This window comes from Actinoplanes sp. OR16, assembly GCF_004001265.1.
Taxonomy (GTDB): Bacteria; Actinomycetota; Actinomycetes; order Mycobacteriales; family Micromonosporaceae; genus Actinoplanes.
The window spans coordinates 4,500,233-4,520,378 of the sequence record NZ_AP019371.1; the positions used below are offsets into that span (position 1 = coordinate 4,500,233).

General features: G+C 69.4%; 16 protein-coding genes and 1 pseudogene. 7 read left to right on the plus strand and 10 right to left on the minus strand.

What is annotated here, in order from left to right; translation table 11 throughout:
• Positions 1-115: 115 nt before the first annotated feature.
• From EP757_RS20740 to EP757_RS20755, 4 genes are read right to left on the minus strand one after another with little or no spacing between them, the layout of a single operon-like run.
• Positions 116-1,699 carry an FAD-dependent oxidoreductase gene (locus tag EP757_RS20740; RefSeq protein WP_127548460.1) on the minus strand — a complete coding sequence of 528 codons (1,584 nt, stop codon included), beginning with the start codon at positions 1,697-1,699 and terminating at the stop codon, positions 116-118.
• Positions 1,696-2,847, minus strand: a complete 1,152-nt coding sequence (locus EP757_RS20745; RefSeq protein ID WP_127548462.1) for a thiolase domain-containing protein — start codon at positions 2,845-2,847, stop codon at positions 1,696-1,698. Before EP757_RS20745 ends, EP757_RS20740 begins: the two co-directional genes overlap by 4 nt.
• Positions 2,844-3,842, minus strand: a complete 999-nt coding sequence (locus EP757_RS20750; protein WP_127548464.1) for a lipid-transfer protein — start codon at positions 3,840-3,842, stop codon at positions 2,844-2,846. The genes EP757_RS20745 and EP757_RS20750 overlap by 4 nt, the downstream gene beginning before the upstream one ends.
• The gene (locus EP757_RS20755; RefSeq protein ID WP_127548466.1) at positions 3,839-4,762 is read right to left on the minus strand and encodes a Zn-ribbon domain-containing OB-fold protein; all 924 of its coding nucleotides are present in this window, start codon (positions 4,760-4,762) and stop codon (positions 3,839-3,841) included. The genes EP757_RS20750 and EP757_RS20755 overlap by 4 nt, the downstream gene beginning before the upstream one ends.
• Before the next feature lie 101 nt (positions 4,763-4,863).
• Here EP757_RS20755 and EP757_RS20760 point away from each other — a divergent pair, with 101 nt between their 5' ends.
• Complete coding sequence (locus tag EP757_RS20760) at positions 4,864-6,471, plus strand: acyl-CoA synthetase (protein ID WP_127554348.1); 1,608 nt, start codon at positions 4,864-4,866, stop codon at positions 6,469-6,471.
• A gap of 890 nt (positions 6,472-7,361) precedes the next feature.
• Entirely contained in the window at positions 7,362-9,224 is a 1,863-nt protein-coding gene (locus tag EP757_RS20765) for an ABC transporter ATP-binding protein (protein ID WP_232050698.1), read from the plus strand.
• Between the two features lie 335 nt (positions 9,225-9,559).
• Here the strand turns inward: EP757_RS20765 and EP757_RS20770 are convergent, their stop codons facing one another.
• Together EP757_RS20770 and EP757_RS20775 are read right to left on the minus strand one after the other, a co-directional pair.
• Positions 9,560-10,645, minus strand: a complete 1,086-nt coding sequence (locus tag EP757_RS20770) for a nitronate monooxygenase family protein (RefSeq protein ID WP_127548470.1) — start codon at positions 10,643-10,645, stop codon at positions 9,560-9,562.
• Complete coding sequence (locus EP757_RS20775) at positions 10,635-12,182, minus strand: acyl-CoA synthetase (RefSeq protein WP_127548471.1); 1,548 nt, start codon at positions 12,180-12,182, stop codon at positions 10,635-10,637. Before EP757_RS20775 ends, EP757_RS20770 begins: the two co-directional genes overlap by 11 nt.
• Before the next feature lie 50 nt (positions 12,183-12,232).
• On the opposite strand from EP757_RS20775, the gene EP757_RS20780 reads away from it, so the two are divergent.
• A complete protein-coding gene (locus EP757_RS20780; protein ID WP_127548473.1) occupies positions 12,233-13,006 on the plus strand; it encodes a crotonase/enoyl-CoA hydratase family protein in 774 nt (257 codons plus the stop codon).
• Here the strand turns inward: EP757_RS20780 and EP757_RS20785 are convergent.
• A complete protein-coding gene (locus tag EP757_RS20785; protein WP_127554349.1) occupies positions 12,993-14,018 on the minus strand; it encodes an alcohol dehydrogenase catalytic domain-containing protein in 1,026 nt (341 codons plus the stop codon). The two genes, EP757_RS20780 and EP757_RS20785, sit on opposite strands and share 14 nt — an antisense overlap.
• Positions 14,019-14,097: 79 nt before the next feature.
• Here EP757_RS20785 and EP757_RS20790 point away from each other — a divergent pair, with 79 nt between their 5' ends.
• From EP757_RS20790 to EP757_RS20805, 4 genes are read left to right on the plus strand one after another with little or no spacing between them, the layout of a single operon-like run.
• Positions 14,098-15,225: a hypothetical protein gene (locus EP757_RS20790; protein ID WP_127548475.1), complete on the plus strand. Its 1,128-nt coding sequence runs from the start codon at positions 14,098-14,100 to the stop codon at positions 15,223-15,225.
• Between the two features lie 5 nt (positions 15,226-15,230).
• Positions 15,231-16,004 (plus strand): SDR family oxidoreductase, encoded by a 774-nt coding sequence (locus tag EP757_RS20795; protein WP_127554350.1) that lies wholly within the window; start codon positions 15,231-15,233, stop codon positions 16,002-16,004.
• A gap of 59 nt (positions 16,005-16,063) precedes the next feature.
• On the plus strand, positions 16,064-17,185 hold the full coding sequence (locus EP757_RS20800) for a sulfotransferase (RefSeq protein WP_127554351.1): 1,122 nt from the start codon (positions 16,064-16,066) through the stop codon (positions 17,183-17,185).
• A complete protein-coding gene (locus EP757_RS20805; RefSeq protein WP_127548477.1) occupies positions 17,139-17,453 on the plus strand; it encodes a putative quinol monooxygenase in 315 nt (104 codons plus the stop codon). Before EP757_RS20800 ends, EP757_RS20805 begins: the two co-directional genes overlap by 47 nt.
• Positions 17,454-17,538: 85 nt before the next feature.
• Here EP757_RS20805 and EP757_RS20810 read toward each other — a convergent pair whose 3' ends face one another.
• The 3 genes and pseudogenes from EP757_RS20810 to EP757_RS20820 form a co-directional block, all read right to left on the minus strand.
• On the minus strand, positions 17,539-18,399 hold the full coding sequence (locus EP757_RS20810) for a TIGR03619 family F420-dependent LLM class oxidoreductase (RefSeq protein ID WP_127548479.1): 861 nt from the start codon (positions 18,397-18,399) through the stop codon (positions 17,539-17,541).
• A pseudogene (locus EP757_RS20815) lies at positions 18,396-18,794 on the minus strand (acyl-CoA dehydrogenase family protein); the annotation flags it as partial. The pseudogene EP757_RS20815 and the gene EP757_RS20810, both read right to left, overlap by 4 nt.
• A gap of 188 nt (positions 18,795-18,982) precedes the next feature.
• Complete coding sequence (locus EP757_RS20820; RefSeq protein WP_127548481.1) at positions 18,983-20,080, minus strand: acyl-CoA dehydrogenase family protein; 1,098 nt, start codon at positions 20,078-20,080, stop codon at positions 18,983-18,985.
• Positions 20,081-20,146 lie beyond the last annotated feature (66 nt).

Consider the following 20,146-nt stretch of genomic DNA (forward strand, 5'->3'; position numbering starts at 1 on the left):
AGCCGCAAGTGGGGGAATGTTCCCGGCGGTGAAAGGGGACGTCAGGAATCTCTCACCGCCGATATGTGAGCGTCAATGAATTCGATTTGCAGGTTTGTTGCAGAAGGCTCATTGCTCAGGCGTGCGCGGCCAGGAACAGATCGAGACAACGCTCGGCGTTGGCCGTGATCGTCAGCGCCGGATTCGCGAGAGCGGCCGAGCCCGGCAGCAGCGCGCCGTCCACGCAGTACAGGTTCTCGTACCCGCTGACCTTGCCGCTGAAATCGGTCGCCTTGCCCATGACCAGGCCGCCGAGCGGATGGTAGGTGTTGCGCGACCCCAGGCCCATGCCGGTGTTCCGGTCATAGGACGGCAGGCCGGTGAGCAGGCTGCCCTTGCTGCCCTCGGTCGCCCACCAGAGCCGGGTCGCCAGGTCGCGGCCGGCCTTGTCGGCGGACGTCTCCATCTCGGCGTACGGCCAGTAGACCTTGCCGGCGCCGGTCGCCGCGTCGTAGCGGATCTCGCCGCGCTCGCTCGCGATGCTGGTGATCAGGTGCGCGGTCGTGTTCGGCAGCCAGGACGGGATCGGCGCTGCCTCCCATGCCATAGCGGCCCGGGCGTAGGGGTTCGAGTCATCATAGAAGCGGACATTTCCCGGCCCGCCCTGCGCGCTCCCCACCGTTTTGCGCAGGTTGAGGCGCGCCACCAGGAAATCGCCGTTGTTACCCCAGCCCTTTCCCACCTCGGTGCTGGTCAGCCGCGGTAATCCGCCGCGTGCCCGGGAGGTGAGCAGCAGCGAGGTGGTGTTCAGGGAGCCGGCGGCCAGGAAGAGGTAGTCGCAGGGGAACGTCCTGGTCGCCAGCACCGCGCCGGTCTCGTCGATCTGCCGGGCGGTCACCTCGAAGCGGGATGATCCGGAGACCTCTTCGAGGAGAGTCACCTCGTGCAGCGGCAGGACCGTCACGTTGCCGGTCGCCTCGGCCCACTTCAGGTAGTTCTTGTCGACGCTGTTCTTCGCGCCCGAGTTGCTGCCGAACGGACCTTCGCCGATGGTGTGGCACTTGACCGCCGTTCCGGCCAGTTCGGCGCGGATGACGTCCCAGTTCACGCCGAACGGCACCGGGACCGCGGGGCGATTGAATTCGGACAGGTACTGCAGCCAGCTCCTTGCTCCGACGTACGCGGGATGGTTCTGCACGTCAGCGGGGATGACGGCGGCGCCCAGACTCTGGCGGGCACGCGGCCAATAGATCGAGTCGAACTCCGGGTAGGAGAGCTGCGCGGGGTAGACGCGTTCCCAGTCGGCGCGGCGCGGCTGCGGTAGGAACATGCCGATGACCAGGGAACCTCCGCCCACGCCGGCCCCGCACATCACCTGGATGCCGTCGCCCGCGTGCTTCTGGATCAGGCCGGCCCGCTTCTCGATGACCTTGCTGGTGTCCAGGCCGAGCGGAGGCCGGTCGCCGAACCACGCGCAGCGCCAGTCCGGGTTGCCGATCGTGCAGAACGTCGTTCCGGAACCGTCGGTGGTCCACCGCCTGCCGCGTTCAAGAACGGTCACGGTCATTCCGGCTTGGGCTAGGCGGTACGCCGCGACCGCGCCGCTGAAACCACTACCGATGATCACCGCGCTCTTCCCCTGGAGCGCCGGGAGGGCGGGCAGTGTCCCGGCGGCGGCGAGCGCGCCGATCCGCAGCACCGCGCGTCGACTGATCATCATGGCTGCCTCCCGACGACCCACATGGAGAAGAACTGGGAACCGCCCCCGTACGCGTGGCCGAGCGCTGTCGAGGCGTCGTGCACCTGGTGGTCGCCGGCCCGGCCCATCACCTGCATGGCGGACTCGGCGAAGCGCAGCAGACCGGACGCGCCGATCGGGTTGGAGCAGAGCACGCCACCGGACGGGTTGACCGGCAGCCGGCCGCCGATCCTGGTCTCGCCGGACTCGGTCAGCTTCCAGCCCTGCCCCGGGCCGACGAAACCGAGGTTCTCCAGCCACATCGGCTCGAACCAGGAGAACGGCACGTAGATCTCGGCGACGTCGATCTCGTCGAGCGGATCGGTGATGCCCGCCGCGGCCCACAGCGCGGTCGCTGCTTCGGCGCCCGCCCGGGGATTCACGTGATCCTTGCCGGAGTAGAAGGTCGGTTCGGTGCGCATGGCGGTCGCCTTGATCCAGGCGACTTGCCGGGGGCTTTCCTCGGCGGCTTCCTGATCACCGATGATGATGGCGCAGGCGCCGTCCGATGACGGACACGTCTCGTCATAACGGATCGGATCCCAGAGCATCGGCGACTTCCGCACCGACTCCAGGGAGATCTCCGGCTGGCGCAGATGGGCGTACGGGTTGAGAGCACCGTTGCGGCGATCCTTCACGGCGACGATGGCGCCGACGTGGTCCGGGGCGTCGAACCGCCGGATATACGACCTTATATGGGGAGCAAAGTAGCCGCCGGCGCCCGCGCCGATCGGGGCCGTGAACGGGGGCTGGATCGACAGCGCCCACATGGCGTTCGACTCCGACTGCTTCTCGAACGCGACGGCGAGGACTCTCCCGTGGACCCCGGCCCGGATCAGGCTCGTCGCGACGATCGCCGTGGCGCCGCCCACCGACCCGGCCGTGTGCACCCTGAGCAGCGGTTTCCCGGCAGCGCCGATGGCGTCGGCGAGGAACAGCTCGGGCATCATGACGCCCTCGAACAGGTCCGGCGCCTTACCGAGCACGACGGCGTCGATCTGATCCCAGGTAGTGCCGGAATCGGTCAGCGCCCGATCGATCGCCTCCCGGCAGAGCCCGGCCATCGAGACGTCGGTCCGCCGGGTGCGGTGATGGGTCTGCCCGGTTCCGAGGACCGCGGCCCGTCTCACGACGCGTCTCCTCTCAGGGTGCAGACGAGGTTCTGCTGCAGCGCGGGACCGCTGGTGGCATGGGCGGCGGCCCGGTTCGCCCGGCCCGACATGATCTCTTCGGCGGCCGCGCCGATCCTGGACAGGCCGGCCGAGAACATCGCGTCACCACTGACCGGAGACATCCGGATATCCGGTGGCAGATCGAGCGCTGCCCTCAGCAGCAACTCCTGGTGCGTGAACGGCGCGTGCAGCGCCACGACGTCCACCTCCCGATCGAGGCCGGCGTCCTTCGCCGCGGCGGAGGCCGAAGGGACGGTGGTCAGATCCCGATCACCGAGGCCCTGCGGGTCGACCCGGTGGGCGATCCCGGTGATCCACGCGGGGCGGCTCCGGCTGCGGTGTGCCCGATCACCCGCGGCGAGCACGACTGCCGCCGCACCGTCCCTCACCCGGGCCACGTCGTGGGCGCGCAGCGGATCCGCGATGTACGGATGACCGAGCAACTCGTCGACATCAGCCCCGGACTCCCGGGCCGCCACCGACGCCATGTCCCGCTCACTGAACATCCCGGACTCCAGCGCGAGCCGTGCCTGCAACGCCGCCACGCTGATCGCATCCGGCCAGAGCGGCGCCACCGTGTACGGGTCGAGCTGCAGTGCGAGCACCCGATGCAGCTCACCGGCCGTCGACTTGCCGAACCCGTAGACCAGCGCCGTCTCCACCTCGCCCGACAAGATCTTGAGGTACGCCTCGTACAGGGCCCAGGCCGCATCCATCTCCACATGCGACTCGGCGATCGGCGGGACCGCCCCGATGGCGTCCACCGCGTTCACGAACGAGAACGCCCGCCCGGCCAGGTAGTCCGACGACCCCGAGCACCAGAAGCCGATCTCCCGGCGGGCCAGTCCGGCCTGCTCCAGCGCTTCCTCGAAGACCGGCACGAGCGTCTCCACCCCGCTCGTGGTGACCGACCGGTCCGAAGACGCGAACCCGATGACGGCGACCTCGCTCATAGGTGCTCCGCATATGTCTCGTAGTCGGCGTCCGCCTCACCGGTCGGCTCGAAGTGCGCGATGTTCTCCGGCGTGAACGACCACTGCGCCCGATCCCGCCAGACCGCCGCCACCCGCATCCCCATCCGCACGTCAGCGGCCCGCAAGCCGAGGACGAGATGCGGGATCGGGATGTCCGAGCCGTCCAGGAGCACCTGCGCCACCACGTACGGCGGATCCAGCCGCTGACCCGCGAACGGCACGTTCACCACGCAGAACGTCGTGACGGTCCCGCGATCGGCGACCTCGACGACCTCGCCGGGGGCGACACCGTCGGCCGGGCAGACCCGTGGCGGCACGTAGACCTTGCGGCAGGCCGGGCAACGCTGACCGACGAGCCGCCCCTGGGCGAGCGCCCGGAGATATCCGTCCTCCTCGTCGGAGGTGGTGTGGCGGTACCGCAGCCGGATCGGGGTGGTGACGATCTCCACCGGTTCACTCTCGGTGACCGCTTCGGCGTCTTCCTCACGCTCGCCCGGCTCGAAGCAGGCGATGTCGTTGATGTGTCCCACTCTCGCGTCGGCCCACTTCACGCGTACGCGCAAGCCTGTCCGAATCCGATCAGGAGAGCCGGTGTCCACCGCGTGCAGCAGGGCGGTGTCCGCGCCGTCCAGCCGGATCAGCGCCCAGGCGAACGGCCTGCTCAGCGGCTGGCCTTCGAGCGGGTGCGCCATCCAGGTCCAGCTGATCACCGTGCCGACCGGTGACACCTCGATGAGTTCCACGATCGGCTCGTGCGTGATCGGGTCGAATTCCTTCGGGGGTACGTGGACCCGCCCGTCCGACGACCGCGCCCCCAGGACGCGACCGTCCCGCAGACCGGCCATGAATCGTCCCAGCACCGGGCCGAGCGAACGGGTGTAATCGAAGGCGATCGTCATCGGCGCTTCCACGGCCTGAGTGAAACACGTTTCAGTATTTGGCGGCAAGCGTGACTAGAGCCGCTTCCGGTGTGGTGGAACGAGTTATAGAGTTCCGGGGCATGACAGGCATCGGGATGTGGACCATCGCCCGCGAGTCACCGTCGCTGCCGGCGATCGTGGAGCCTGCCGGGCGGACGCTGTCCCGCGGTGAGTCTGAGTCCGGCGGGCGGACGCTGCCCCACGGTGAGCCTGCCGGGCGGGCGCTGTCCTACGGCGAGCTGGCTGCCGAGGCGGACCGGATCGGCCGCGGTCTGCGGGACGCAGGGCTGGCCGCCGGCGACACCGTCGCGCTGCTGCTGCCGAACGGCGCCGACATCCTGGCGTGCTACTTCGGAGCAGTGCAGATCGGGCTGCACATCGTCCCGCTGAACTGGCATCTCACCGCGCCGGAGATCACCTACATCCTGCGCGACAGCGGTGCCCGCGCGTTCGTTGCGGATGCCCGCTTCGCCGGCGCGGCGATCGAGGCCGGCTCCTCCCTCCCGGCCTCCTCGCGCTTCGCGGTGGGCGACATCCCGGGCTTCCTGCCCTTCGCCACCCTGGGTGCCGGCGGATCAGGGCGACCCGAGCCGCGTACGTCGGGAGCTCTGATGGTCTACACATCCGGAACATCGGGGCGTCCGAAAGGGGTCAGACGTCCATTGCTCGGCCTCGATCCCGACGTCGTGCCCCCGGTGTCGAACTGGTTCTTCGGACTGTTCGGGCTGCGCCCCTTTGACGGGCATGTGCACCTGTGTTGCTCGCCGCTCTACCACACGGCCGTCATGAACTTCGCTGTCATATCGCTGCAAATGGGGCACAAGGTCGTGGTGATGGACCACTGGGATGCGGCGTCGTTCCTGGAGTTGGTCGAGCAGCATGAGGTCACGCACAGTCACATGGTTCCGACGCAGTTCCGCCGCCTGCTGGCCTTGCCGCCGCCGGTCCGCGACAAATCCGATATATCCACCATGCGTGCCATGATCCACGGGGCGGCACCGTGTCCGCAGCCGGTCAAGCAGGCGATGCTCGACTGGTGGGGTCCGGTGATCATCGAGTACTACGCGGCCTCCGAAGGTGGCGGCACCCTGATCACCGCCCCGGAGTGGCTGGCCCGCCCCGGCTCGGTCGGCCGGGCGTGGCCCGGCTCCCGGGTGCGGGTGCTCGACGACGACGGCAAGGACGCGCCGCCGCTGACACCGGGCCAGGTCTACCTGCAGATGGGCGACGCGACCTTCGAGTACCACGGCGACGCCGAGAAGACCCGCGCCTCGTGGCGGGACCGGATGTTCACTGTCGGCGACATCGGCTACCTGGACGACGACGGCTACCTCTACCTCTGCGACCGAGCGAGCGACGTCATCATCACCGGCGGCGTGAACGTCTACCCGGCCGAGATAGAGAACGAACTCTCCACCCACCCGGCGGTGGCCGACTCCGCAGTGTTCGGCATCCCCCACGACGAGTGGGGCGAGGAAATCAAGGCAGTGGTCCAGCCCGTCCCCGGCGTCGTTCCCAGCGACGTCCTGACAGCCGAACTACTGCAACACCTGACCTCCCGCCTGGCCGGATTCAAACTGCCCCGAACAATCGACTACACCGCCGAACTCCCGAGGGATCCCAACGGAAAACTCTACAAACGACACCTGAGAGACCCGTATTGGTCATCCCGCCCCCGACAGATCTGACCCGCCGCCCGCGGTCCCGTCCCCGCGAAGACGCCCGCAACCACGAGCGCGCCCCATAGCCGGCGGCCGTGTAGAACCGTCCAAGCCGCCATGTCAGCCGCGCGTCCGACCCCGAGCCGTAGCTCAGCGACGTTCGGGCGTGCGTTCGGTGTTGGGGCTACGGCTCGTCGGCAGGGCGGTGGTCGCTCGGGCTACGGCTCGTCGGCAGGACGGTGGCCGCTCGCGCTGCGGCTCGTCGCAGGGCGGTGGCCGCGTCCACAGCGCTGCCCCGGAACCGTCGGACTTACCTGGCCCGCGTGAGGACCGGGCGCTCGCCCTGCGAGGGGGGTGGTGCGGGCGCCGGGCCGTACAGCAGCTTCCGCTCGGCAACGGTCTCGGCCATGACGCTGTCGCCGGCTCTCGACGGCCGGCCCGGGCTGTGACCTCGCATGCTGAGAGGACCGCCCGGGCGACGAGTGGCATGACGGCGAGCGGCGTGCGGGCCGGACGACGACGCGCGCCGAGATCCGGCTGTGACTCATCGCTGTGGGTCGGGCTTCGGAACAGCGATGAGTCACAGCCGGGAGTGGACCGGCGCGCCGTGGCCGGCTGAACGCGACGGGCGTTCAGCGCGTCGCGGGGGCGTCGGGAGCGGATCGCCGGGCTGCGGGACGGCCTCGACGCGAGTGCCGTGAGCGGTAGCCATCTCGGATCGGGCGGCTACGGGAAGCGCAAGGGCGCACCGGGGCCTGCGCCCGCGTGCGCCGGGCGGAGGTGGCCGCAGGTGTGGTGCGCCACGGGACTGCGGTGGCTGTGGTGGGACGGGCGTCATCCCCGTACAAGGAAAAAGGGGTTGACCTGAACCCAAGGTGAGGTGGGAGGTTCTGACGCGGGGGTGGTCTGCCGTGAGCATGGAGATGGCGGCGTGGAACTCGATGTACCACGCGATGAACCAGCAGGATGACAAGCGACCGTTTTCGGTCGCCACGTTGAGGCGGATCGCGGGGTTCGCCAGGCCGCACCGGCGTGCGCTGGCCGGGTTCCTCTTAGTCAGCGTGGTGACGGCCGTGCTGGCCGTCGCCGTGCCGGTGCTGGCGGGGCGGGTGGTGGACGCGATCGTCGACGGCGAGGATGTCGATCTCGTGATCTGGCTGGCCGTGGCGATCGGGGTGATCGCGCTGCTGGAGTCCGGGCTGGGGCTGGTGCAGCGATGGTTTTCGGCCAACATCGGGGAGGGGCTGATCCTCGACCTGCGCACCGCGGTGTTCGACCATGTGCAGAAGATGCCGGTGGCGTTCTTCACGCGTACGCGCACGGGCGCCCTGGTGAGCCGCCTCAACAACGATGTGATCGGGGCGCAGCGGGCGTTCAGCGACACGCTGTCCGGCGTCGTCGGGAACCTGGTCGGGCTGATCCTGACGCTGATCGTGATGGTCGGGATCAGTTGGCAGATCACGCTATTGTCGCTGGCGCTGCTGCCGGTGTTCGTGCTGCCGGCTCGGCGGATGGGGCGTCGGCTCGCCAAACTGGAGCGTGAGGCGGCCGATCACAACGCGGCCATGAACACCCAGATGACCGAGCGTTTCTCGGCGCCCGGCGCGACGCTGGTGAAGCTGTACGGGCGGCCCGGCGCCGAGTCGGCGGAGTTCGCAGCGCGGGCCCGGCGGGTGAAAGAGATCGGCGTGAAGACCGCTATGGCCCAGTGGATCTTCCTCACCGCGCTGGTGTCGGTGTCCGGTGTGGCGGTCGCGCTGGTCTATGGGCTGGGCGGTTTCTACGCGCTGCAGGGCCGGCTCGAACCGGGCGCTGTGGTGGCCCTCGCGATCCTGCTGACCAGGCTGTACGCACCGCTCACCTCACTCGCCAGCGCTCGCGTGGAAGTGATGAGCGCGCTGGTCAGCTTCGAACGCGTCTTCGAGGTGCTCGACCTCAAGCCGCTGATCGAGGAGAAGCCTGACGCGCGACCGATTCCGGACGGTCCGGTGTCGGTGGAGTTCGATGCGGTGCGGTTCGCGTACCCGTCCGCCGACAAGGTGTCGCTCGCCTCCCTCGAAGAAGTGGCGACCTTGGACAGCCGTGGTGGCGTGGAAGTGCTGCACGAAGTCTCGTTCCGCGCCGAACCGGGACAGATGGTGGCCCTGGTCGGCTCGTCCGGCGCCGGCAAGTCGACGATGGCGTCGCTGCTGCCACGCCTCTACGACGCCGGCGCGGGCGCGGTTCGGCTCGCCGGCGTCGACGTCCGCGACGTGACGGCTTCGTCGCTGCGCCAGACCCTCGGCATGGTCACCCAGGACGGCCACCTGTTCCACGAATCGGTCCGGGCCAATCTGCTGCTGGCCCACCCGACGGCATCCGAGGACGAGTTGTGGGACGCGCTGCAGCGAGCCCGCATCGCTGATCTGATCCGGTCGCTGCCCGACGGCTTGGACACGGTCATCGGCGAACGCGGCTACCGTCTCTCCGGCGGCGAACGCCAGCGCCTCACGATCGCCCGCCTGCTGCTCGCCAAACCCCGCGTCGTGGTGCTCGACGAAGCCACCGCTCACCTCGACTCCACCTCCGAACTCGCCGTCCAGGAAGCCCTCGGCGAGGCACTCGACGGCCGCACCGCCGTGGTGATCGCCCACCGCCTGTCCACGGTCCGCGCCGCCGACCAGATCCTGGTCATCGAGGAGGGCCGGGTCGTCGAGCGCGGCACGCACACCCAGTTGCTGGCGGCCGGAGGGCGTTATCAGGAGCTGCATCGGACACAGTTCAGCGAGGCGTCGGTTTGATTCCTTTCCTCGTACGGGGATAGCCACCGTCCCACCTGATCAGCCGCAGTCCCGTGGCGCACCACACCTGCGGCCCGTTGTCGTGCAGAAGCGGGCGGTGGCGATGACCACCGCCCGCTCCCATTTCGCGATGCACGGAGGCGGGGCAGCGCCTTGCGTGGACGCGTGCCTGAATATCGAGGAACCTTCGGCACCGCCGCCGCACTCCATGTCCGGTGCGTCCGGCACCACCGGCTAGCGGCAAAGATCCGCTAACGGGCGAATTGCCTGGTGAGGCACTCAGCGATGAGGGAAAAGGTGAAAACCCTAGTCACCTGTTCGAACGACAATGGATTTCACGTCAATTTGGCCAGCCGGGACAGGGTCTCGTCGGCCTCGCTGACCAGGTCGGACATCACTGCGGCCACCGGGCGGACCGCGTTCATCCGGCCCACGATCTGGCCGACCGGCATCGGGACGACCGACGGGTCGCCGGACTGCATGAGGCGTTCGTGAGCGGGCGAGACCAGCAGGTTCTGCAGCGGCATCGGCAGGGGCGCGGGAGCGGCGGCGTCCTCCCAGGCGGAGGTCCAGCGGTTGCGGAGCAGGCGCGCGGGCTTGCCCGTGTAGATCCGGGTACGGACGGTGTCGCTCGACGACGCCTGCAGAAGTGCGTCCCGCAGGGCCGTCGTGGTCTGGTACTCGGCGGTTCCGAGCCAGACCGATCCCATCCACACGCCGCGGGCGCCGAGCGCGAGGGCCGCCGCGATCTGCCGGCCGCTGCCGATGCCACCGGCCGCGAGGACCGGTACGCCGGACCCGGCCGCGTCGACGACCTCCGGCACGAGCACCATGCTGGCGATCTCACCGGTGTGGCCGCCCGCCTCGTACCCCTGGGCGACCACGATGTCGACGCCGCCGGCGATGTGGCTGCGCGCGTGATCGGCCCGGCCGGCGAGCGCCGCGACGAGCAGGCCGTGCGCGTGGGCCTGCTCGATCACGTCGGGCGGGGGCGGGCCGAGCGCGTTCGCGATGAGGCGGGGCTGGTGGGTGAGGGCGACTTCGACATGGGCACGGGCGACCGAGTGCAGCCAGCCGAGAACGCCCGGGTTCGAGGAGCCGAGGGGTGGCACGCCGAGACGCACCAGGGTCCGCTCGACGAAGTCACGGTGCCCTTCGGGGATCAGTCTTCCGAGATCCGACGGGGTGCCCTCGGCCGGGACGCGGCCCGGCATGACGACGTCCACCCCGTACGGCCGGCCGTCCACCGCCGAGTCCAGCCAGGTGAGCACACGGTCGAGTTCGTCGGCTTCGTTGAAACGGACGCAGCCCAGCACGCCGAGCCCGCCGGCCCGGCTGATGGCCGCGACGACGTGCTCGGACGGGCTGAACCCGACGATCGGGACGTCGATGCCGAGCAGCTCACACAGGTCAGTCCGCACTGATCTTCCCCCGGGCGTATTCGTGGGCCCACCGGTAGTCGGCCTTGCCGCTGATCGTGCGGCGGATGCCGTCCACGAGCCAGACGTCACGCGGCACCTTGTATCCGGCGAGGCGTCGTCTGACGTGACCGTCCAGTTCGTCGAGATCCACCCGTATATCGGGGCGGGGTTGAACGAGAGCGACCACCCGCTGGCCGAGCAGATCGTCGGCGGCCCCGATGACGAGGGCGTCGAAGACGCCCGGATGCGCTTTCAGAGCACCCTCGACCTCCTCGGGGAACACCTTCTCGCCGCCGGTGTTCACGCACGTGTTGCCGCGGCCGAGGAGCGTGATCGTGCCGTCCTCCTCGAGCCGCGCGAAGTCGCCGGGGATCGCGTATCGCTTGCCGTCGACGTCGGTGAGCAGGGCTTTCGTCTTCTCCGGATCCTTGTAGTAGCCGAGTGGCACATGCCCGCCGCGGGCCAGCCTGCCGACCACCCCGACCGGTGCCGTCCGGCCGTACTCGTCGATCACGATGGTGTCCGGGCCCGGCATGACCCGGGGTCCGTCGACGGCACCGCCCTCCACGTCGGCGACGATGCCGAGGCCCGCGAAACCGGTCTCCGACGAGCCGATCGCGTCGGTGACCATGACGTTCGGCAGGGCGTCGAGGTACTGCCGTTTCACCGAGGGGGAGAAGAGCGCGGCACTCGACGAGATCGCCACCAGCGAGGAGCCGTCGTGTCGGCCGGACAGGTACGCCTCGATGATCGGCCGGGCCATCGCGTCGCCGATCAGCACGACCACGTTGACCTGGCGGCGTTCGATGGTCCGCCACACCTCCTCCGGGTCGAAGTGCGACTGCGGCAGCACCACGACGGTGTCACCGGAGAAGAGGGCGGCGAGCGCTGCCCACTGTGCGTTGCCGTGGATGAGCGGCGCCAGGCAGAGCCGGGTCATCGGCGGCATCTCGCGTTTGCTCTGCTCCCATTCGTCGGCGAGCGGCACACCGGACATGAAGTCGATGCCGCCGCCGAGGACCCGCCAGACGTCCTCGTGGCGCCAGATCACGCCTTTCGGATATCCGGTGGTCCCGCCGGTGTAGAGCAGGTAGATGTCGTCGCCGGACCGTTCGCCGAAGTCCCTGTCCGAGCTTTCGTGCGAGTAGTCCGTGATTCCCAGTTGGACCAGGACGCCGGGCGCCCTCACCTGAGCGACCTTGTCGGAGAAGACCGGGTCGTGGATCAACGCGGTCAGCTCCGCGTCATCGAAGAGATATTGCAACTCGTTCTCGACGTACCGGTAGTTGACGTTGACGACCACGGCGCGGAGTTTGTACACGGCGATCATGGCCACCACGGCCTCGATCGAGTTGCCCGCGTAAAGACCGACGTGGGCGCCCTTGCCCACTCCTCGATGGTGCAGGAAATGGGCCAGACGGTTGGCGGTCTCCTCCAGCTCCGCGTAGGTCAGCTCACGCTCGCCGCAGGCCACCGCGACACGGTCGGGAAAGGCGTCGACCGCGTGCTCGATCAGGTCCGCTATATTGGCCGCCATCATCAGAAAGTAGAACGTGTTACTGTTCCAAGCAAGCCCGGGAGGCCGAGATGGACGCCCTTGTCGAGCAGCGTGGACCGATACTGATCGTCACGATGAACCGGCCCGCGGTGCGCAACGCGCTCTCCGCCGAGATGATGGCCGTGATGCGCGACGCCTGGGACCGGGTGGACGGCGACGCCGAGATCAGAGTGGCGATCCTGACCGGTGCGGGTGGTTCCTTCTGTGCCGGCGCCGACCTCAAGGCGATGACGGAGTCGCATCCCAGCGAGGGGATGAACGGGCGAGACCTCTCCAGGATCGACGCCCTCCTCAAAGGCCGCCGTCTCACGAAACCCCTGATCGCCGCCGTCGAGGGCCCGGCCGTCGCCGGCGGCACCGAGATCCTGCAGGCGACCGACATCAGGGTGGCCGGGGAGGGCGCCCGGTTCGGCGTCTCGGAAGCGCGGTGGGGGCTGTTCCCGCTGGGCGGGTCGGCGGTGCGGCTGCCGCGCCAGATCCCGTACACCCTGGCTGTCGATCTTCTCGTGACCGGCCGGCACCTGACCGCTGCCGAAGCCCTCGCCGCCGGTCTCATCGGTCACGTGGTGCCGGACGGCGCCGCGCTGGACAGGGCACTGGAGGTCGCCGGCATGATCGCTGCGAACGGCCCGCTCGCCGTCCAGGCCATCCTGCGCACCATCCGGGAGACCGAGGGCATGCCGGAGAACGACGCGTTCGCCATCGAGTCCAAGATCGGCATGCAGGTCTTCACCAGCGACGACGCGAAGGAGGGTCCGCGGGCGTTCATCGAGAAGCGCAAGCCGGAATTCAAGGGAAGGTGAGGGCGGTATCCGGCATCGTGATCACGGCTCGGCCGGTGAGGGCGCCGGTGGCGAGCCGTTCGTAGGCGGTCGCCATCTCGTCGAAGCCGAACTCCTGCACCTCGTTGCGGATGAGTCCGGCGCGGGCGAGCGCGAGCACCTCCCGTACGTCGGTGATCGAAGAACCTTGGAAGGTGAAGACCTCGCCATCGCGGGGGAGCGCGCCGAACCATGGTTTGGCGAGCGTGCCGCCGGCTGAGCCGATCAGGCCGAACGCGCCGCCGGGCCGAACCGTGCGGAGGCCGGAAGTGATCGTGTCGCCGGAGCCGACGAAGTCGAGTACGACGTGGGCGCGCAGGCGCGGTATCGACTCCTCGGCCGCATGCGCGCCGACCGAGATCGCATAGTCGCGGCGGGCCTGGAGTGGATCGACGGCGATGACCGTGGCGGCGGTGAGCGCACGCAGGAACTGGACGGCGAACGCGCCCAGGCCGCCCGCGCCGATCACCACGACCGTGCCGCCGGGCGGGATGCGGGGCAGGGCGCGGCGGACCGCGTGGTACGCCGTCGCGCCGGCGTCGGTCAGCGGTCCGGCTGTCCGGGGGTCGAGATCGCCGAGGGGTAGGAGGTCACGGGGTGCAGGGGCGAGGACGTACGCGGCGAGACCGCCGTCGCGCCCGAACCCGCGCCCGCTCAGGCCGGCCGGGCAGTTGTTGTCCTGTCCGCGCAGGCAGAAGTCGCAGCTCCCGCACGATGACGTGCTCACCAGCGCGACCGCCTCGCCCGGAGTGACCCCCTCGACGCCCTCACCGAGCGCCGCGACCCGGCCGGCGGTCTCGTGACCGAGGGTGAACGGCATCTGCCAGCCCATCTTCTCCCCGGCGGCCTGCGGGACGGCCGGCATGGTGAGGTCGGAGCGGCACAGCCCGCAGCCGGCCACCCTGATCAGAATCTGCCCCGGACCGGGTTCCGGCACCGGGACCGTGGTCACTTCCGGCGGTGAGCCCCAGCCGGTCATCCGATAGGCGTGCATCGACTCCACGTGGAACACGTTATCGCACATCGAGCTGCGAAGATTGCCATAAGTTAGAACAAGTTCTAGTGTCTACGGGGTGTTGACGAAGCCGTTCGCGGACGCGATCCGGACCGCCGAGCAGATCATCACCAGCGCGCCGCACGTGAGCGGCGAGCAGGATCTCGCCGAGGGCTACGACTATCTGGCCGGCAGCATCCGCGGGGCGCTGCAGATGGCCTGGGCCTACGAGAGGGACTTCCCCTATTTCGTACGCTCGACCGGCCCGTACACGAAGATGGGCCTCGACAATCCCGACACCCTGTATTTCCACTCATGGCTGCGCGGCGATGCGGAATACGTCGTGACCGGCGTTCGCGGATCCACGGCGGACCTCAGTTTCCAGATCCTCGACGGCGACTATTCGCCGGTCGACGTGCCGGGCAGTCTCGCCGCTTTCGACGACCGCGAACTGGAGATCGGGCCGGACGGCGCTTTCACGCTGAGAATCGGCCCGGCGCCGCGAGGCGCCATGCTCGTGGTGCGGGAGGTCTTCAGCGATTGGGCGAATGAACGACCCGGAATGCTGCGCATCGAACGCGCCGGCCACGCCGGTTCCGCACCGCCGCCGATCACCCTCGACAAGGCCACCAAACGGTACGGCGTGGCCGGCAAGATTCTGATCAGCCGGATCCGCACATTCCTCGCCTTCGCCGAACGGTTCTATCTCGGGCTGCCGGTGAACACGCTCACGGCGCCGCGGGCCACCCCCGGCGGTCTGGCGACGCAGTTCTCGTCGGTCGGCCACTACGACCTCGCCGAGGACCAGGCCATGGTGGTGACGGTTCCCGCCTCCGACGCGCCCTATCAGGGAATTCAGCTCGGCAGCATGTGGTACGTCTCGCTCGACTACATCAACCACCAGACCAGCCTCACCCGGGATCAGGCGGTCACCGACCCGGACGGGATGATCCGGTTCGTCATCAGTGAGCGGAATCCGGGCGTCGCGAACTGGCTGGAACGCGCCGGTCACCGGCGCGGCTACGTGCAGCTGCGATGGCAGCGCCTGTCCCGGGAACTGACCGCCGAGGACGGCCCCCGGGTGGACATCGTCGGCGTCGACGACCTGCCGAAACAATTGCCGTTCCACACACCGGTCAGCGACGAGGAATGGCGGCTGCGGATCGCCGCCCGGCAGGCGGCCACCGCCGCGCGAATGCTCGGGTGACATCGATGCTCACCGGCAAGGTAGTGCTGGTCGCCGGCGTCGGTCCCGGGCTGGGACAGGAGATCGCCGTCCGGGCGGCCCGCGCCGGCGCTGACGTCGTCCTCGCCGCCCGGACCGGGTCGTTCCTCGCCGAGGTGGCCGGCAAGGTGACCGCCGCGGGCCGCAGGGCGCTCGCCGTCCCCACCGACCTCGGCGACGCGGCGGCCACGGAACGGCTGGTCGCAGCGGCGCTGGAGGAGTTCGGCACCGTCGACGCGCTGGTGCACAACGCGTTCGCGATGCCGCCGATGCGCAGCGTCAACAAGGTGGATCTCGCCGACGTGGCGGATTCCTTCGAGCTCAACGTCCTCGCCGCGCTGCGCGTGATCCGTTCGCTGACCCCGGCTCTGATCGCCTCCCGCGGCTCGATAGTCGTCGTCAACTCGGCGGTGCTGCGGCATTCCCGGAAACCGTTCGGGCCGTACAAGATGGTGAAGGCCGCCCTTCTCGCCGCCACCCAGAATCTCGCCAGTGAGCTGGGGCCGTCCGGCGTGCGGGTCAATTCGGTCGCGCCCGGCTGGATCTGGGCGGACACGCTGCGATCCTGGTTCGGCTATCTGGCGGCCCAGCGCGGTGTTCCGGCGCAGGAGATCTACGACGAGACGGCTGCCACCACCGATCTGCGGCGGCTGCCGGAACCCGCCGAGGTGGCCGACGCGATCCTGTTCCTGGCGTCCGATCTGGCCCGCGGAATCACCGGGCAGTGCCTCGACGTGAACTGCGGGGAGTTCCACCGGTGACCGCCACCGGCCGTACCGATGTCGGGACCGTCGACGACCTGCACGACTCCGCGACCCGGATGACCGGGCTCGACGACTTCGGCGATCCGGATCACCTCGACGGACTCCGGGTGCTCCTCTCCTCGTACAAGGAAGAAGCGGCATTGACCCCCGCCGGGAGCAAGCAGACCCGGATGCTGTTGCGCGGTGCTCTCGTCTCGCGGCTGCTGAGCGAGGCGGCGTGGAAGCAGTACCCGGCTCGCGCGCCGATCGAGCGGCCGATATTCGTGACCGGGCTGCCGCGAACCGGGACGACGGCATTGCACCGGCTGCTCGCCGCCGATCCGGCACATCAGGGGCTGGAATTGTGGCTCACCGAGGTTCCGCAGCCGCGTCCGCCGCGCGCGACGTGGGATGCGCATCCGGTCTACGCGATGCTGCGCGACGCCTATCGGGAGCATTCCGAATTCGACGGCGTGCACCATCTCGGGCCCGATCAGGTGGAGGAGTGCTGGCGGCTGCTCTGCCAATCGATGAGATCGGTGTCGTTCGAGTGCACGGCGTACATCCCGGCCTATTCGGCGTGGCTCTCCGAGCAGGACTGGACCGGCGCCTATCGCCGGCACCGCCGCAATCTGGAATTGATCGGTCTCGACGATCCCGGCCGCCGCTGGGTGCTGAAGAATCCGAGTCACCTGTTCGCGCTCGATGCGCTGCTCGCCGTCTACCCGGACGCCGTGGTGATCCAGACCCACCGTGACCCGCGAGCGGTGATCGGCTCGGTCTGCAGCCTCAACGCGGTCGCCTCGGAGGGCTGGTCCACGATCTTTTCCGGTCAGACGCTCGGCCGTGCGCAGCTCGCGCTCTGGTCCGGCGGACTGCGCCGCTTCGGCGAGGCCCGCGCTCGTCACGACCCGGCCCACTTCATCGACGTCGACTACGACGACTTCGTCGCCGACCCGCTCGGCACGATCGCCGGCATCTACCAGCGGCTCGGCCTTCCGTGGAGCGACGGCGCGCGCGCTGCCATGACGGCAGTGCACGCGGAGAGTCAGCGGGGCACGCGAAAGCCGGCGCACGCCTACTCTCTGGAGACGTACGGGTTGACGCCCGAAGAGGTCGACAGGGCCTTCGACGTGTCCGGGGGAGCTGATTTTGATCATTATCGCGGGGGAGTTGCACGTCGCGGCCGGGGAGCGTGATCGGTATCTGGCCGCCGTCGCCGATGTGGCACGGCAGGCACGGGCGGCCGACGGGTGCCTCGACTTCGTGCAGGCTGCTGATCCGCTGGTGGACGGGCGGATCAACGTCTATGAGCGGTGGGAGTCGGACGAGGACTTGGCCGCTTTCCGCGAGTCAGGCGGGCCGGGAATTGAGACGCCGGAGATCGAGATGCCAGAGATTGGGATGCCGGAGGTTCTCGGCGGCGATGTCCGGAAATATCGGATTTCTGCGGTCGAGGCGCCGTGACGGGCCGGCTGGTCGCCTCGGCGGACTTCAACGCAAGGTTGGTCGCCTCAGCCGGCTTCAGCGCTGCTGATCGCCTCGGCGGGCTTCAGAACTTGCTGATCACCTCGTCGGCGAAGCGGCGCAGCGCGTCCTGCTTCGCCCGCAGCGGCGCGTCGAAACGGGGCGCCCACGGCACCACGATCGCGTCGGTGACGCCGATCTCGGCCTGTTCGCGGTAGCCGTCGAGGCCGAACCGGTCGACGCAGACCGCCTGGATCTCGAACGGGAGGCCGCCGCGACCGGATTCCGCGCGCAGTTCCCCGAGGCGGGCGATCACCGTGCGCAGGCCGGACAGCCTGATCATCGCCGAGGACCAGCCGTCGCCGACGCGGGCGGCGCGGCGCAGGGCCGGCTCGGTGTGCCCGCCCACGTAGATCGGGACCGGCGCGCCGACGGACGGGCTCATCCGCAGCTTCTCGAACGAGAAGTGCTTGCCGTGGTACGAGACCATCCCGCCGCCGAGGATGAGTTTCAGCACGTCGATCGCCTCGTCGGCGCGGGCGCCGCGATCCCGGAACGGCGTGCCGCACCAGTGCGACTCCTCCGGCGACCAGCCGAGGCCGACGCCCAGGCCGAAGCGGTCGCCGGTCAGGTTCGCCACCGAGTTGACCTGGCGGGCCAGCAGGACCGGGTTGCGCGGGTCGAGCTTGAGCACCTGCGTGTAGAAGCGGATCCGGCTGGTCACCGCCCCCATCGCGGCCGCCGCGACGAACGGGTCGGCCCACGGGGTGTCGGCGTCCCAGAAGCGGCGGCCGTCCGGCGTGTAGGGGTACGACCCCTCGGTGTGCTCGGAGTAGAAGATCGAGTCGGGCAGCGCGATCGAGGCGAACCCGCACTCCTCGGCGGTGCGGGCGAGCGTGAGGAGCTGGTCGAGCGGGCTCAGGGCGATGCCGAGGGTGAACTTCATGCGAGGGCCTCCGAGAGGGACAGCAGATGTCGGGTCGCCGTGCCGAAGTGCTTCGACGCCGCGAGGTAGTAGCGGTGCAGCGGATAGTCCATGTCGAGGCCGGTGCCGCCGTGCACGTGGACGGCGGTGTGCAGCACCCGATGGCCCGCCTCCGCCGCCCAGAAACCGGCGGTCGCCACCTCGGCGGTCGCGGGCGGGTCGTTCTCGAGACACCAGGCGGCCTGCCACAGCGCCACGCGCAGGGCTTCCACATCGATGTACGCGTCGGCGAGCCGCTGCGACACCGCCTGGAACGATCCGATCGGCCGCCCGAACTGCACCCGCTCCGCGGCGTAGGACGCGGTCATCTCCAGGGCGCCCTCGACCACGCCGAGTTGATAGGCGGCCGCACTGACGACATCCTCGGGGACCTGGACGTCGGCGGCGTGACGACCGAGTTCGATCAGAATGGCACAGCGCTCGGTCAACCCGTACCCCGCTTCTTCCGCCTCGGTGAGAACGTCCCGGCCGGAGGTCGCGAGATCGCGGGTGAGTGACGCGGCAGCCCGCGCCGATTCGGGAAGTGAGAAGTCCACGCCGTCTCCTAGCGCCGGACCGGCAGGCCGAGCGCGGCAGCGGCGATGATGTCGCGCTGCACCTCGTTGGCCCCGCCGCCGAAGGTCAGAATCAAGGAGGCGCGGGCGAGCCGCGCGATTCCCGGTACGTCGTCGGAGTCGCCCATCACCTCGGTCAGCAGCCGGTACGCCTCGATCGCCAGTTCGGTTCCGTAGACCTTCCCGGCCGACGCGTTGACCGGGTTGAGATCGCCGGACGCGACCCGCCAGTTGAAGAGCTTCAGCACTTCGACCTGGGCGTGCACCCGGGCGAGGTGCAGGCGTACCCACTCCTGCTCGATCGCGCCGCTCTCCCGCGCCCAGGAGCGGACCTCGGCGAGGGACCGCTGCAGAGGCGCTGCGGGCGTGAGCGCGACCCGCTCGTGGTTGAGCTGGTTCGTGATCAGCTGCCAGCCCCTGTTCTCCTCGCCGACCAGCGCGTCCAGCGGCACGCGCACGTTGTCGTAGTAGGTCGCGCTGGTCGTCGGCCCGGCCACGGTGCGCACCGGTGTCCAGGAGAAACCCGGCGCGTCGGTGGGGACGACGAGGATCGACAGGCCCTTGTGGCGGGGCGCGTCCGGGTCGGTGCGGCAGGCCAGCCAGACGTAGTCGGCGTAGCGGATCAGGCTGGTCCACATCTTCTGGCCGTTGATCACGTAGGAGTCGCCGTCCCGGACCGCCCGGGTGCGCAGCGACGCGAGGTCGGTGCCGGCCTCCGGTTCCGAGTAGCCGATGGAGAAGTGCAGCTCACCGGCGGCGATCCGGGGGAGCAGCTTCTCCCGTTGGGCGGCGGTGCCGTGCGCGGCGATGGTCGGCGCGACCGTGTAGAGCGTCAGGAACGGCACCGGCACACCGGCCAGCGCCGCCTCGTCCGTAAAGATCAGCTGATCCATCCGGGACCGGCCGTCCATCGACAGCCAGCCGTCCGCGCCCAGCCGGCGGACCACCTCGCGGTACGCGTCGCCGTCGCCGTACTCACCGTCCGGATCCTCGAGCGCCGCCCGGCGGTCCGGCGTCATCAGATCGGCGAAGTAGGACCGCAGGGAGAGGCGGAGCTTCTCCTGCTCGGGTGTGTATCCGACGTGCACGACTCACCCCGCAAGCGCTAAGTTAGAACACGTTCTACCAGTAGACCGGGGTGGCGGGGAGGCGTC